We start from the raw sequence: 15,307 nt of genomic DNA on the forward strand, positions 1-15,307 counted from the left end.
GTCCTGTGGAGTGCGGCGTCCGTCCCGGAGGTGGGCCTGCGAACCCCGAGTGCGGACGACGTGCGGGCGGCCGCCGAGCTCGCGCCGAAGGACACCTCCCTCAACACGACCATCGGCGTCGTCGCCACGGACGCGCAGCTCACCGAGTCGGAGTGCCGGCGGGTGGCCGTCGCCGCACACGACGGGCTCGCACGCGCGATCCGACCGGCCCACTCGCCGCTGGACGGCGACACGATCTTCGCCATCGCGACGGGACGGGCGGCCGCCCGCCCCGCCGAGGTGGACATGCCGATGATGATGCCCGATCTGGCCGTGCTCGACGGAGTGTGCGCGGCGGTCGCCCCGGTGGTCGAGCGCGCCATCGCGCGGGCGATCCTCGCCGCGACGGCGGTGGCCGGGGTTCCCGCCTATCGGGACGTGTTCCCGAGTTCCGGCGCGTGAGCCCGACCCGCACTCTCGAGTATCGTCGAAACCGGACATCACCTCTCGCCTCACGATCGGGGACGCCATGACCCTCGGAACCTCCGGCGCGCAGCCGGCCACGCAGCCGCGACGCTCGCGCTGGGCGAGCGCCGCCATGGTGATCGGTGGCTTCGTCGCCGTTCTGTACGTCATCGAGGCGGTGGACGTGGCGTCCGGTCTCGCCCTCGACCGGCACGGCATCGGCCCCCGATCGGTCGACGGTCTCCAGGGCGTCGCCTTCGCCCCTCTGCTCCACCACGGGTGGGACCACCTGTTCGCCAACACCGTTCCGCTGCTGGTGTTGGGATTCGTGCTGATGCTCTCGGGCATCGCGCGCGGTCTGGCCGTCACCGCGGTGGTGTGGATCGTGGGTGGGCTGGGCACCTGGCTGACGGGCGAGACCGCGTCCCTGCACGTCGGCGCCTCGATCATCGTGTTCGGGTGGTTGTCCTACCTCATCGTGCGCGGCGTCTTCGCCCGCGATCTCGGGCAGTTGCTCGTCGGGGTCCTGGTACTGCTCGTCTACGGCAGCGCGTTGTGGGGGGTGCTCCCGACGCAGGAGGACGTGTCGTGGCAGGGCCACCTGTTCGGCGCACTCGCGGGAGTACTGGCGGCCTGGATGTTCGCCGGTGCCGCACGTCGGCAACGCGCCGCGCGCACGCTCCCGCCGTCGCCCACCCTGCACCGGTGACAGGAGCCGTGCGCACCCTTCGGACATCTCACGACACGGTGTGTCGCCGAACTCTCTCGGACCTCTCACCGCGCGTGGCAGCATGACACCCATGCGTCTCACGGTTCTGGGTTGTTCGGGCAGTGTCTCGGGTCCGGACTCGCCGGCATCGGGATATCTCATCGAGGCGCCCGACACCGCTCCGCTCGTGATGGACTTCGGGCCCGGTGTTCTCGGTGCCCTGCAGAAGTACGTGAACCCCGCCGACGTGCACGTGCTGCTGTCGCACCTGCACGCCGATCACTGCCTCGACGTCCCCGGACTGCTGGTCTGGCGCCGGTACGGCCCCACTGCGGTGGAGGGCCGTGCCGTGGTCCTCGGGCCGTCGGACATGGCGTTCCGTCTGGGCGTGGCGTCCGCGGAGAGCGGTGGCCGGATCGACGACATGTCGGACACCCTCGATCTGCGGTACCTCCGAGACGGTTCCGTGGTGACGTTCGGTGCGCTGACCATCGAGCCGCGACGCGTGTACCACCCGCCGGAGTCCTACGGCATGCGCATCACCACCGAGAGTGGAACCGTCCTGGCTTACACCGGGGACACCGGAATGTGCGACGCGGTGGTCGAACTGTCGACCGGGGCCGACGTGCTCCTGGCCGAGGCGTCGTGGACACACGCCGCGGATCGCCCTCAGGGCGTACACCTCTCGGGTACCGAGGCCGGCCGGCTGGCGGCCATGGCGGAGGTCTCGGAACTGCTGCTCACCCACATCCCGCCGTGGACGTCACGCGAGGACGTCGTCGCGGAGGCGAAGGCCGAGTTCGGTGGTCCGGTGCATGCCGTCTCACCCGGCTACGTCGTCGAGGTCTGACCGCTCGCACGTCCCTCGGGGCGCGGCAGTCCGTCCCCGGGCCGTGTCGGCGACCCGACTAGGGTGGCAGGCGTGTCCACACGAGAAGACGGCAGAGCAGACGACGAACTCCGCACCATCACCATCACCCGCGGTTTCACCTCGCACCCGGCAGGATCGGTGCTGGTCGAGTTCGGCAACACCCGGGTGATGTGCACCGCCAGCGTGGAGGAGGGGGTGCCGCGGTGGCGCAAGGGATCCGGGCTCGGCTGGCTCACCGCCGAGTACGCCATGCTTCCCGGCGCGACGCACACCCGCAACAGCCGCGAATCGGTGAAGGGCAAGGTCAGCGGACGCACGTCCGAGATCAGCCGACTCATCGGGCGCTCGCTGCGGGCCTGCATCGATCTCGCCGCTCTCGGTGAGAACACCATCGCCCTCGACTGCGACGTGCTGCAGGCCGACGGCGGGACGCGCACCGCGGCGATCACGGGTGCCTTCGTGGCACTGTCCGATGCCGTCACCTATCTCGCGGCTCACGGCAAGCTCGCCGATCCGCAGCCCATCTCCTGCGCCATCGCTGCCGTGTCGGTCGGCGTGGTGGACGGCCGCGTCCGGTTGGACCTGCCGTACGAGGAGGACTCCCGCGCCGAGGTGGACATGAACGTCGTGGCCACCGACACCGGAACACTCGTCGAGATCCAGGGCACCGGCGAGGGCGCGACCTTCCCGCGGTCCACCCTCGACGCCATGCTCGACAATGCCCTCGCCGGCTGCGAGCGCATCTTCGCGATCCAGAAGGAGGCTCTCGCGGCCCCTTACCCCGGTGAGCTGCCCGGTGCCTGACGTACGGCTCCTCGTCGCCAGCCGCAACGCGAAGAAGCTCGCCGAACTGCGGCGGGTGCTCGATGCCGCGCAGGTCGGCGGCGTGGAACTGGTGGGGCTCGACGAGGTCGCCGAGTACCCGGAGACTCCCGAGACCGGGGCGACTTTCGAGGAGAACGCTCTGATCAAGGCTCGGGACGGCGCTGCCGCGACCGGAATGCCGTGTGTGGCAGATGATTCGGGGATCGCGATCGACGCGCTGAACGGCATGCCCGGAGTGCTGTCGGCGCGATGGTCGGGACAGCACGGCCAGGACGAGGCGAACACCGCGCTGGTGCTGGCGCAACTGGCCGACGTGCCGGACGAGCGGCGCGGTGCGGCGTTCGTCTCCGCCTGCGCGCTGGTGCTGCCGGACGGACGTGAGCACGTCGTCCGCGGCGAGTGGCGGGGGAGTGTGTCGAGAACCCGTGCCGGAAGCGGTGGATTCGGTTACGACCCGATCTTCGTTCCGGACGGTGCCGGGCAGTCCGCTGCCGAGATGACGCCTGCGGAGAAGGACGCGTCGTCCCATCGCGGCGTCGCGCTGCGCCGGTTGCTCCCTCAGATCACCGCGCTCACGCAGTAGGTCGGACGGCGAAGTCCCGCTTCACCTGCTGGGTGCGGCGGTGCTCGATGACGAACGACAGGAACGGCACGGTGCCGGCGAGGAGCGTGCCGATGGTGCGGCCGACGGGCCAGCGCACCTTCACGGCGAGGTCGAGCGTGACGATCAGGTACGCGAAGTAGACCCAGCCGTGCACGATCGCGATCCACCCGGGCAGGTTCTCGACGCCGAAGATGTACTTGGCCACCATCTCCGCGGTCAGCACCAGCAGCCAGACGCCGGTGGCGTAGGCGAGAACGCGATAGCGCAGAAGTGCGGGCTCGATCCGCCGGTCGGTCGGCCGACCCCCGGTGCTTCGAGCGGCGGGGCGAGGTTCTGCGGTGCTCACGAAGTGCTCCTGTCGTTCTCGCGGCCGGCGTCCAACTCCGCGAGATAGCTGTTGTACTCCCGCAGTTGACGAGTCTCCTCGTCGTCGGCAGTGTCGTCGGACACGCGGGTCGCCCGAGCGGTCGGGCGCTGCGGGAGGAGGTCGGTGGGGATCTCGGTGATCACCGTGAACTCCACCGGTTCGTCCACGGTGTCCTCGAGTTGGACGAACCGTCGGTAGGCGAACACGACGAAGGCGGCGAAGAGGGGCCACTGGAAGGCGTAGCCGAGATTCTGACCCGTGCCGGACGACGATTCGAATCGTTCCCACTGCCAGTACCCGAGCGCCAGGCATCCGCAGGCAGCGACGATGACCAGCACGATGAGTGCTGGGCGGCGCGTCCTGGAGGTGGTGTCCCGGCTCTGATCCACACCACGACGGTACCGGACCGCGCACGGTCAACGACACCGCGTCGTAGGGGTCGTGGTGGGACTCACCTGCTGGTGCGCGAGGGGGGACTTGAACCCCCACGTCCGTCGGACACCACATCCTAAGTGTGGCGCGTCTGCCATTCCGCCACTCGCGCGTGCAGGTGAGTCTAGACGACCTCGGCCGGCACCTCGCGGGTCCGCGGCCTGCGGACGAGCGAACGCTGGTAGCGCCACACCGCGTGCCGCAGCGTCGCGCGATCGGTGTCGAGGTCACCAGCAACCGCATCCAGGACGGCGTTCCGGTCCTCGACTCCGTCGACGGTCACGGCGAGTGTCACGCGCAGGAAGTCGTCGACCCCGGCGTCGCTCAGCGGTGACGCGACGCCGAGGGCGCCGAGAAAGCACTCCCATGACAGCTCGCCGACACCTGCGACGGAGACGAACGCGTCGTGTTGCGTCTCGGACCCGTCCACGTCCGTCGCCCTGGTCACCCCGACTGCGAGCAGTGCGGCGGCGACGGCCCGCGCGGCGTCGGCCTTGGTCGAGTGATTCCCCGGAACCCGCTGCCGGTTGTCCACGACGTCGGCATCGAGCGTGGTGAGAGCGCGGAGATCGTCCACCGCGCCGCATCGCGAGCGCCGCCACGCGGCGATCACCCGGCGCACTCCCGTGGTGGGACCGCCATACGTCGCTCTCGACGAGAACACGGCGTCGAGGAGAGCGGCCTCGACGTCCCCGGCCCACCCCGGAAACCAGAACGGCCAGGTCTCCCGTGGAATCACCGCGTCGACGGCGGTAGCGGTGGCAGTCCGCGTCGAACGGTCGACGAGCGCTGCGATGGTGTCGGTCATGTGAGTCCCCCCGGTCTCGGTGCACGACGTGTGCGATCAGGAAGGTAGGCGGACGGTCCGACAGGAACCGCCCGTCCGCTTGTATAACGAATTGGTAACGATGAACACGGGGAATCCCTCAGGTTCCGCGCCCGCAGAAACCGCCCTGGTCTGCAGCGATCGACCCTACTTTCGGGTCAGTTGAGCCGCCGTTTCTGGCCACGATCACGACGTACCCGCGGGTAGCACTAGGACGTCAAACAGAACGTGAGGAATTCCTCATGATTCCGTGTCATCCTTGAGCCCACGAGATGCGAGTGGTCCGTCGATGACGACTGCCCACCGTCTCGGGCTCCCGGAGTCTCGTGTCGCCGGTGGCCCAGCAACGTCGAACAACCCAGCCACGTCGAACGAGCCCAGCGTCAGAAGTACCCAGCACCTCGCGATCCGAGGTAGGAGAGGACACGCACGCGTGACCATCAACGAGAGCACTCCCCCCAACCGCCAGCACTCCACCGATCGGGCGGAGTCGCTCGCGGAGCGGTTCGTCGCGGGTGAGCCGTACGCGTTCGCCTTCGGTGGCCAGGGTGCGCCCTGGTTGCCCACCCTCGACGAGCTGACCCGGGACTGTGCACTCGAGCCGCAGATCACCGATCTCGTCAACACCGCGGCCGACATCCTCGCGCCCGTGGCGCAGGAGCTCCTGGTCGTGCGGCCCCTCGGCTTCGATCCCATCGCCTGGATGCTGGAGCAGGAGCTCGCCGACGATCCGTCGGCCGGTCCGTCCACCGCGGCCCTCGCCTCCGCGGCCGTCTCCGTCCCCGGCGTCCTCCTCACCCAGATCGCCGCACTGCGCGCGCTGTCGGTGCAGGGACTGGACTGGACCGCCACTCCGCCCTCCGCCGTCATCGGCCACTCGCAGGGTGTCCTCGCCGAGGCGGCTGTCGCCGATCTCGGACGCAGTGACGCCGAACTGCTGGCCGTCGCGCAGCTCATCGGTGCCGCAGCCGGTCTCGTCGGCCGCCGCCGTGCCCTCATCGGCTCGGGCGAGCGGGCTCCCATGATCGCCGTCTCCGCCGTCGACCCCGTCCGTCTGCAGGCCATCGTCGACGAGGTCGCGGGCGACGACGCCACGACGTCCGCCGTCGTCGCCATCCGCAACGGTCGCCGCCGCGTCGTCCTCAGCGGTCCGTACACCAAGCTCGTCCGCGTGCAGCAGCGCTGCGAGGAGATCTCGGCCACCGAGACCCGCGAGCGTGACGCCAAGAAACGTGGCGGCGCGATCTTCGCTCCCGTCTTCGAACCCCTCGACATCGAGGTCGGCTTCCACCACCCGCAGATGGGTGAGGCCGTCGACGTCGTCGGCCAGTGGGCCGAGCGCTGTGGCGTCGACGTCTCCCGTGCCCGCGCACTCGCGCAGGCCATCCTGGTCGATCCCGTCGACTGGGTCGCCGCGACCGAGTCCGTGGTCACCGCGGGCGCGTCGTGGATCCTCGACCTCGGTCCCGGTGACGCCCTCACCCGCCTGACCGCATCGAACATCAGTGGCCACGGCGTGGGCGTCGTCGCCGCGTCGACCCGCACCGGGCACCGCAACCTCCTCACTCCCGGCGCCGCACCCGAGGTGGACCGCCCGTGGAGCGACTTCGCCCCGTCCGTGGTCACCCTCCCGAACGGGTACACCGCCGTCGAGACGTCCTTCACCAAGCTGACGGGTCGGTCGCCGATCCTGCTCGCGGGCATGACCCCGACCACCGTCGACCCGAAGATCGTCGCCGCCGCGACCAACGCCGGCCACTGGGCCGAGCTCGCCGGTGGCGGACAGGTCACCGAGGAGATCTTCGCCGGCCACGTCGCCGAGCTGCAGGAGCTCCTCGAGCCCGGCCGGTCCGTGCAGTTCAACTCGCTCTTCCTCGACCCCTACCTGTGGAAGCTGCAGCTCGGCGGGAAGCGCCTCGTGCAGAAGGCCCGCACGGCGGGTGCGCCGTTCGACGGCGTCGTCGTCACCGCGGGCATCCCCGAGCTCGACGAGGCCGTCGCGCTCATCGAGGAGCTGACCGAGGTCGGCATCAGCCACGTCTGCTTCAAGCCGGGCACGGTGGCGCAGATCCGCGCGGTGATCCGTATCGCCAACGAGGTTCCGGACTACCCGGTCATCGTCCACATCGAAGGTGGCCGCGCCGGTGGCCACCATTCGTGGGAGGACCTCGACGACCTGCTGGTCGCCACCTACGCGGAGCTGCGGTCGCACGACAACATCGTCATCTGCGTCGGCGGCGGCATCGGAACTCCCGAGCGCGCAGCCGACTACCTCACCGGACGCTGGTCGGAGGCCGCCGGCTTCCCGGCCATGCCGCTCGACGGCATCCTCGTCGGCACCGCCGCGATGGCCACGCTCGAGGCGACAACGTCCCCCGAGGTCAAGCAGCTCCTCGTCGACACCCCCGGAACGCCCGACTGGGTCGGTGCCGGCACCGCGATCGGCGGCATGGCCTCCGGCCGCAGCCAGCTCGGCGCGGACATCCACGAGATCGACAACGCCGCCTCGCGGACCGGTCGTCTGCTCGACGAGGTCGCCGGCGACGACGAGGCCGTGGCCGCCCGCCGCGACGAGATCATCGCCGCTCTCGACGCCACCGCGAAGCCGTACTTCGGCGACGTCGCGTCCATGACGTACCTGCGCTGGCTCGAGCGTTACCTCGAGCTCGCCGTCGGGCACGACATCGACACCGACACTCCGTGGCTCGACGTCACGTGGCGCGTCCGCTTCCGCGACATGCTCCAGCGCGCCGAGGCCCGCCTGCACCCCGTCGACCGTGGCCCCGTTCCCACCCTCTTCGCCGAGGACGACATCCTCGATCGCCCCGCCGATGCCCTGCGGGCACTCGTCGCGGCCTACCCCGACGCCTCGACGGTCGAGCTGCACCCGGCCGACGTGCCGTTCTTCATCTCGCTGTGCCGCATCCCCGGCAAGCCGGTCAATTTCGTTCCCGTCGTGGACAAGGACGTCCGCCGCTGGTGGCGCAGTGACTCGCTGTGGCAGGCCCACGACGCGCGGTACTCGGCAGACCAGGTCTGCGTCATCCCCGGCACCGTGGCAGTCGCCGGCATCGACCGGCTGAACGAGCCGGTCGGCGATCTGCTGAACCGCTTCGAGAAGGCCACCGCGGATCGCCTGCTCGGCTCCGGCGCGGACTCCGTCGCCGTCGCCACCCGCCGTCATCCCGACATCGCGGGCGGTCTCGTGGGCATGGTGCTCGCCGCTCCGGACATCACCTGGGCATCGCGCCTCGCGCCCAACCCCGTTCGTCGACTCGGTGCACTGTCCGAGTGGGACGTCGTGTCCGACGAGGCCGCCACCCACGCCCGTACCGGCGCCACGCTGACCGTCGCCGGCTCGGACCAGGTGCTCCTCTCGGTTCCGCTCTCGCCCGGCAAGAGCGTCGACATCCGGATCACCGTCCCCGCCTCGGCGGTCGACGGCGGAGCGCCGCTCGTCACCGACGCGGACGCCGAGTCGTCGATGTCCGCACTGCTCGGAGTCGCTGCGGGACAGGAACTCCCGACGGTCAAGGGCGACGCTGCTCGCCTCAACATCGCCTGGTCGCCCGACCTCGTCGCCGACCATGCGGGTGTCACCGGCTCCGGCCTCCCCGCGGACTACGGCGTCGGCCACTCGGCCGTGCCCGACGTCCTCGTCGGAGCGTGCTGGCCCGCCGTGTTCGCCGTGCTCGGCTCGGCGCGTACCGCCGACGCCGGCTCCGTCATCGAGGGCATGCTCGACCTGGTGCACCTCGACCACCGCATCGATCTCATGGGCACGCTGCCGGACCACCACAGCATCCTGGTGGTGAAGGCGCAGTCGGGCGAGGTCGTCGACACCGATCTCGGCCGCGTGGTCGAGGTCTCCGTCGAGATCGGCGCCATGCTGGGCGAGGGCCTCGACGCTCCCGTCGTCGCCACCCTCGTCGAGCGGTTCGCCATCCGTGGCCGCACCGGCACCGGCACGCTGTCGGATCCGCCGCGCGCCGGCGGGTCGGTCACCGACGCGCTGGTCGAGACCCCGCGCCGCCGTCGCCGCGACACCACCATCACGGCTCCGCGTCACATGGGTGCGTTCGCTCAGGTCTCCGGCGACCACAACCCGATCCACACCTCGGACGCCGCAGCACGTCTCGCCGGTCTCGGCGATCCCATCGTGCACGGCATGTGGCTCTCGGCTGCCGCGCAGCAGGTGGTCACCGCCGTCGATCCGGCCGCGACGACTCCGCCGCGTCGCCTCACGGCGTGGACCACGCGCTTCCTCGGCATGGTGCGTCCCGGCGCCTCGATCGACGTCCGCGTCGATCGCGTCGGCTACGAGGCCGGTTCCGAGATCGTCGAGGTCTCCTGCAAGGTCGACGGCGACATGGTCATGATGGCCACCGGCCGCATCGCCGCACCGAAGACGGTCTACGCGTTCCCGGGCCAGGGCATCCAGCAGCCCGGCATGGGACTCGACGCACGGGCTCGCTCGAAGGCCGCCCGTGAGATCTGGGAGCGTGCGGACAAGCACACCCGCGCTGCCCTCGGCTTCTCCATTCTCGCTGTCGTGCGGGACAACCCGACCGAGCTGCGGGCCAGGGGAGTGACCCACCGTCATCCCGACGGCGTCCTGCACCTGACCCAGTTCACCCAGGTCGCGATGGCCGTGCTCGGTGTCGCCCAGGTGGCCGAGCTCCGCGAGTCCGGCGCGTTCGTCGAGGACTCGTTCCTCGCCGGCCACTCCGTCGGTGAGTACAACGCTCTCGCCGCCGTCGCCGGGGTCCTGCCGCTCGAGGCCGTCCTCGAAGTGGTCTTCCAGCGCGGCTCCGCCATGCACCAGCTGGTCCCGCGTGACGCGAAGGGCCGCAGCCAGTACCGCATGGCCGCCATCCGTCCGTCCCAGGTCGGCCTCGCCGACGACGACGTCATCGGATTCGTCGAGTCCATCGGTGAGCGCACCGGCGAGTTCCTGCAGGTGGTCAACCTCAACCTGCGCGGCTCCCAGTACGCCATCGCCGGCACCGTCGCGGGTCTTGAGGAGCTCGAGCGCGAGATCGACCGTCGCCGTGCCGAGTTCGGCGGCAAGCGGGCCTTCATCCTGGTCCCCGGCATCGACGTCCCGTTCCACTCCACCGTTCTGCGCGGCGGTGTGGACGACTTCCGGGCTCGTCTCCTCGAGCTGCTCCCGGAGACGATCGACCCGTCGATCCTCGTCGGCCGCTACATCCCCAACCTGGTTCCGCGTCTGTTCACGCTCGATCGTGACTTCGTGCAGGAGATCGCCGACCTGGTGCCGTCCGAGCCGCTGGCCGACGTCCTGGGTCGGTGGGACGACTGGGCCGCCCACCCGGCCGATCTGTGCCGCGTGATCCTGACCGAGCTGCTGGCATGGCAGTTCGCCAGCCCGGTCCGGTGGATCGAGACGCAGGACCTGCTGTTCGCCGACGAGTCTGACGGCGGACTGGGCATCGAGCGTTTCGTCGAGGTGGGTCTGGGATCCGTTCCCACGGTGGCCAACCTGGCGACCAACACGCTCAAGCTTCCCGGTCGCATCGGCCACCCCGTCGAGGTGCTCAACATCGAGCGCGACGCGGCCGTCGTCTTCTCCACGGACACCGATCCGGAGATGGTGGACGAGCCCGAGTCCGAGACTCCCGCTGCAGATCCGGCGGCTGCCCCGGCAGCCGTCTCCGCCCCGGTCGCTGCTCCTGCGGCACCGGCCGGTGGGCCACGTCCCGACGATATCGCGTTCACGGCGTCGGATGCCACGACCGTGCTGATCGCTCTGTGGACCAAGCTCCGCATCGATCAGATCGGCCCCGCCGACACCATCGAGGCGCTGTGCGACGGCGTCTCGTCCCGGCGTAACCAGCTGCTCGTCGATCTCGGTTCCGAGCTGTCGCTCGGCGCGATCGACGGCGCGGCCGACGCCGACATGGGTGCCCTCGCCGGCACCGTCAACAAGCTGGCACGTACCTACCGTCCGTTCGGGCCGGTGCTCAGCGACTCGGTGAACGATCACCTGCGCAAGGTGTTCGGACCGTCGGGACGTCGTCCCGGCTCCATCGCGGAGCGCGTCGCCAAGGTGTGGCAGCTCGGTGACGGGTGGGCCCACCACGTCACCGCCGAGGTCGCTCTCGGCACCAGGGACGGCGCATCGATCCGCGGCGGCGACCTCGGTGGTCTCGCGGACGGTGCCGTCGCCGACGGTGCCGCGGTCGACGCGGTCATCGACGCAGCCGTGACTGCGGTCGGTCAGCGACGCGGCATCCAGGTGTCCATGCCCTCCAGTGGGGGCAGCGGCGGCGGTGGCACCGTCGACGCGGCCGCCCTGGGTGAGTTCACCGAGAACATCACCGGGCGCAGCGGAGTGCTGGCCTCGGCGGCCCGATTGGTCCTCGAGCAGCTCGGATTCGCCGAGAACCTCACCCTGCCCGAGGCGGACGCGAGCGAGGCCGAGCTGGTCGACCTGGTGTCCACCGAGCTCGGCACCGACTGGCCGCGTCTGGTCGCTCCGTCGTTCGACGCCCGCAAGGCGGTGCTGATCGACGACCGCTGGGCCAGTGCGCGTGAGGATCTCGCCCGGCTGTGGCTGGGGGACGAGAAGGCTCAGGCACTCGCTGTCGACACCTTCGCCGGAACCGGCACGGCTGTCGCGTCCCAGGCGAGCTGGTGGCAGCAGAAGGCTGACGCCCAGGGGCGCGGCGACCTGGCGGCCACCTACGGCGCCATCGCGTCGGCTGCGGCGCAGTCGACCGAGGCATCGACCCGCTGGACCGGACAGGTCGCGGTCGTCACCGGCGCCAGCAAGAACTCGATCGCCGCTGCGGTGACCGGGGAACTGCTCGCCGGCGGTGCGACCGTCTTCCTCACCACCTCGCGTCTCGACGAGAGCCGAGTCGGGTTCTACCGTGAGCTCTACCGCACGAATGCCACTGCGGGAGCAGCCCTCTGGGTGGTCCCGGCGAACATGGCCTCGTACGCCGACGTCGATGCCCTGATCGAGTGGATCGGCAGCGACCAGATCGATTCGGCCGGTGGCGCGAAGAAGCTGGTCAAGCCCGCCGTCACCCCGACGATGCTGTTCCCCTTCGCGGCACCGCGGGTCGCCGGCGAGCTGTCCGACGCCGGTGCCCGCGCCGAGATGGAGATGCGCGTCCTGCTCTGGTCGGTCGAGCGTCTCATCGGTGGTCTGTCGAAGATCGGTCACGACCGCGACGTCGACACCCGTCTACACGTGACACTTCCCGGTTCGCCGAACCGTGGACTGTTCGGTGGCGACGGTGCCTACGGCGAGTCCAAGGCAGCGCTCGACGCCGTGGTGAACCGCTGGAAGGCGGAGCGCACCTGGGCCGAGCGAGTCACGTTGGTGCACGCCCGTATCGGTTGGGTCCGCGGCACCGGCCTCATGGGTCACAACGACCCGGTGGCCAACGCTGCCGAGGCAGCCGGTGTGCGCACCTGGTCCACGGCGGAGATGGCCGAGCAGCTGCTCGCCACCTGCGACGAGGAGTCCCGGACCGCCGCCGCGCAGGCACCGCTCGAGGTCGATCTCACCGGCGGCCTCGCCGAGGCGGGCCTCGATCTGGCCGCACTCGCCAAGCAGGCGGCCGACGAGGCCGTCGCGGACGACGCCGTCGCCGAGGCACTCGCCACCGTCGACGCGCTTCCCGCGCCGCCGCGGCTCGACGAGCAGCCCGCAGCACCCGCGTGGACCGCTCTGGACATCGAGCCGTCCGAGATGGTTGTCATCGTCGGAACGGGCGAGCTCGGGCCGTACGGCAGCGCACGCACCCGCTTCGAGATGGAGGTCGACGAGAAGCTCTCGGCGGCAGGCGTTCTCGAACTCGCGTGGAACACCGGTCTGGTGGTCTGGGAGAACGATCCCAAGCCGGGGTGGTACGACGCCGAGTCGGGCGATCTGGTGCCCGAGGCGGAGATCGCCGACCGGTACCACGACACGGTCGTCGAACGCTGCGGTATCCGGCAGTACGAGGACGACGGCGCGATGGTGAACAACACCGCGCCGCTGCTCACCTCGGTGTTCCTGGACAACGATCTGACGTTCGTCGTCGGCAGCGAGGCGGAGGCACGCGCCTTCGTCGGTGCCGATCCCGAGCGGACGGTCGTGAACCAGAACGCGGAGGGTGACTGGCAGGTCACGCGCAAGGCGGGCACCGAGATCCGCGTACCGCGTCAGATGAAGCTGACGCGCACGGTCGGTGGTCAGATCCCCACGGGATTCGACGCCACCAAGTGGGGCATCTCGCCGGACATGGCGAGCTCCATCGACCGGGTCGCGCTGTGGAACATCGTCTGCACGGTCGACGCGTTCATCACCAGCGGCTTCACCCCGTCCGAGCTCATGCGCTGGACGCACCCCTCGCTGGTCGCCAATACGCAGGGCACCGGTATGGGCGGCATGGAGTCGATGCGCTCGCTGTACATCGACACCCTTCTGGGTGACGCTCGTGCGAACGACATCCTGCAGGAAGCGCTGCCGAACGTCGTTGCGGCGCACGTGGTGCAGTCGTACGTCGGGTCCTACGGCGCGATGATCCACCCGGTCGCGGCCTGCGCCACGGCGGCGGTCTCGGTCGAGGAGGGCGTGGACAAGATCCGGCTCGGCAAGGCGACGTTCGTCGTGGCCGGCGGGTTCGACGACCTCAGCACCGAGGGCATCATCGGCTTCGGCGACATGTCGGCGACGGCGGAGGCCTCGGCGATGCACGCCAAGGGCATCTCGGATCGCCGGTTCTCCCGAGCCAACGACCGTCGACGCGGTGGCTTCGTCGAGTCGCACGGCGGCGGAACGATTCTGCTGGCCCGCGGTGACCTCGCTCTGGAGATGGGCCTGCCCGTCCTCGGTGTCGTCGGATGGGCGCAGTCCTTCGGTGACGGCGTGCACACGTCGATCCCGGCTCCCGGTCTCGGCGCCCTCGGCGCTGCCCGCGGCGGTCAGGACTCGGCGATGGCGTTGTCGCTCAGCGCACTCGGCGTCTCCGCGGACGACATCGCGATCGTCTCCAAGCACGACACGTCGACCAACGCGAACGATCCCAACGAGGCGGAGATGCACACGCGTCTCGCCCGAGCACTGGGCCGCACGGAGGGCAACCCCCTCTTCGTGGTCTCGCAGAAGTCGCTGACCGGACACAGCAAGGGCGGCGCCGCTGCCTTCCAGCTGATCGGTCTCTGCCAGGTGCTGGCCGAGGGCGTCGTGCCGCCGAACCGCAGTCTCGACTGCGTCGACGACACGATGACCGAGTTCGAGAACCTGGTCTGGGTACGCGAACCGCTGCGCTTCGGGGAGCGGCTGCCGTTCAAGGCCGGACTGCTGACCAGCCTCGGCTTCGGCCACGTGTCCGGCATCATCGCCGTGGTGCACCCGCAGGCGTTCCTCGAGGCGGTTCCGGCCGCGCAGCGCGAGGAGTACACGGCGAAGGCGCAGGCACGTGTGGTGGCCGGCAAGCGGCGGCTGATGGAGGCGATGTGCGGCGGATCCTCGCTGTACGAGCGTCCGGAGGATCGCCGACTGGGCCACGACGGCACGTCGAGCGATGCGAAGCACGAGCTCGAGATCGATCTGCTGCTGAGCGAAGATTCTCGCCTCGGCGCGGACGACGTCTACCGTACGGTGGCCGAGTGAGCATCCTGGGAGTCGGTCTGGATCTGGTGTCGGTCTCGGAGTTCGCCGAGCAGATGGAGAAGGTCGGGACCACCATGGTCCGCGACAGCTTCACTGCCGGCGAGCGCCGCCACGCCGCCACGCGCAGTGCGGATCCCGCGCGGCACTACGCCGCGCGGTGGGCCGCGAAGGAAGCGGTGCTGAAGGCTTGGGCCGCATCACGTTTCGCTCGTGCGCCCCAGATCGGCGACAACCCGTACCCGCTGATCGAGGTCGTCAACGACGCGTGGGGACGTCCGTCGATCAAGCTGCACGGCATGGCCGCGGAGTTCCTGCCGACGGTCAAGATCCACCTGTCGCTGACCCACGACGGCGACATGGCGGGAGCGGTGGCGATCCTCGAGGAGTGATCGTCAGACGAATGACGGAGAAGAGGAGAGCCGACGCGATCAGCGTCGGCTCTCCTTTTCTGCCACCAACAGGTAGGCGCCCATCAGGCGCTTCAGCTCGGCGACGGCGTCGGCGTGACTCTGACCGTCCTGCACCGAGAAGTTGAGCATGGAGTAGACGACGTGCACGAGCACCTCGGCCATGAGGTTGCGGCGGGCACGTGGGG

10 protein-coding genes, 1 tRNA gene and 1 pseudogene are annotated in these 15,307 nt (G+C 70.0%); 7 read left to right on the forward strand and 5 right to left on the reverse strand.

Annotation, left to right across the window (positions count from 1 at the left end):
• The 5 genes from ASG69_RS17550 to rdgB form a co-directional block, all read left to right on the forward strand.
• A partial coding sequence (locus ASG69_RS17550; RefSeq protein ID WP_200933850.1) for a P1 family peptidase occupies window positions 1-441 on the forward strand: 441 nt, incomplete at its 5' end.
• A gap of 67 nt (window positions 442-508) precedes the next feature.
• Window positions 509-1,153: a rhomboid family intramembrane serine protease gene (locus tag ASG69_RS17555; protein ID WP_056448929.1), complete on the forward strand. Its 645-nt coding sequence runs from the start codon at window positions 509-511 to the stop codon at window positions 1,151-1,153.
• A 91-nt stretch (window positions 1,154-1,244) separates the two neighbouring features.
• Complete coding sequence (locus ASG69_RS17560; protein WP_037185729.1) at window positions 1,245-2,003, forward strand: cyclic nucleotide-degrading phosphodiesterase; 759 nt, start codon at window positions 1,245-1,247, stop codon at window positions 2,001-2,003.
• Window positions 2,004-2,075: 72 nt separating this feature from the next.
• Entirely contained in the window at window positions 2,076-2,828 is a 753-nt protein-coding gene (gene rph / locus ASG69_RS17565) for a ribonuclease PH (protein ID WP_027505493.1), read from the forward strand.
• The gene (gene rdgB / locus ASG69_RS17570; protein ID WP_056448927.1) at window positions 2,821-3,432 is read left to right on the forward strand and encodes an RdgB/HAM1 family non-canonical purine NTP pyrophosphatase; all 612 of its coding nucleotides are present in this window, start codon (window positions 2,821-2,823) and stop codon (window positions 3,430-3,432) included. The genes rph and rdgB overlap by 8 nt, the downstream gene beginning before the upstream one ends.
• On the opposite strand, the gene ASG69_RS17575 is transcribed toward rdgB, so the two are convergent.
• The 4 genes from ASG69_RS17575 to ASG69_RS17590 form a co-directional block, all read right to left on the reverse strand.
• Window positions 3,422-3,736, reverse strand: coding sequence for a DUF3817 domain-containing protein (locus ASG69_RS17575; protein ID WP_374107253.1), 315 nt, complete (start codon window positions 3,734-3,736; stop codon window positions 3,422-3,424). The two genes, rdgB and ASG69_RS17575, sit on opposite strands and share 11 nt — an antisense overlap.
• Before the next feature lie 59 nt (window positions 3,737-3,795).
• The gene (locus tag ASG69_RS17580; RefSeq protein ID WP_200933852.1) at window positions 3,796-4,209 is read right to left on the reverse strand and encodes a transcriptional regulator; all 414 of its coding nucleotides are present in this window, start codon (window positions 4,207-4,209) and stop codon (window positions 3,796-3,798) included.
• A gap of 70 nt (window positions 4,210-4,279) precedes the next feature.
• A tRNA-Leu gene (locus tag ASG69_RS17585) sits at window positions 4,280-4,364 on the reverse strand.
• Between the two features lie 12 nt (window positions 4,365-4,376).
• Window positions 4,377-5,060 (reverse strand): hypothetical protein, encoded by a 684-nt coding sequence (locus tag ASG69_RS17590; protein ID WP_056448921.1) that lies wholly within the window; start codon window positions 5,058-5,060, stop codon window positions 4,377-4,379.
• A gap of 451 nt (window positions 5,061-5,511) precedes the next feature.
• On the opposite strand from ASG69_RS17590, the gene ASG69_RS17595 reads away from it, so the two are divergent.
• Both ASG69_RS17595 and acpS read left to right on the forward strand, forming a co-directional pair.
• A complete protein-coding gene (locus ASG69_RS17595) occupies window positions 5,512-14,712 on the forward strand; it encodes a type I polyketide synthase (protein WP_056448918.1) in 9,201 nt (3,066 codons plus the stop codon).
• A complete protein-coding gene (gene acpS, locus ASG69_RS17600) occupies window positions 14,709-15,101 on the forward strand; it encodes a holo-ACP synthase AcpS (protein WP_027505498.1) in 393 nt (130 codons plus the stop codon). The genes ASG69_RS17595 and acpS overlap by 4 nt, the downstream gene beginning before the upstream one ends.
• Before the next feature lie 39 nt (window positions 15,102-15,140).
• Here acpS and ASG69_RS23140 read toward each other — a convergent pair.
• Window positions 15,141-15,307: pseudogene (locus tag ASG69_RS23140) on the reverse strand (TetR/AcrR family transcriptional regulator); the annotation flags it as partial.

This window comes from Rhodococcus sp. Leaf225 (assembly GCF_001426145.1).
GTDB lineage: Bacteria > Actinomycetota > Actinomycetes > Mycobacteriales > Mycobacteriaceae > Rhodococcoides.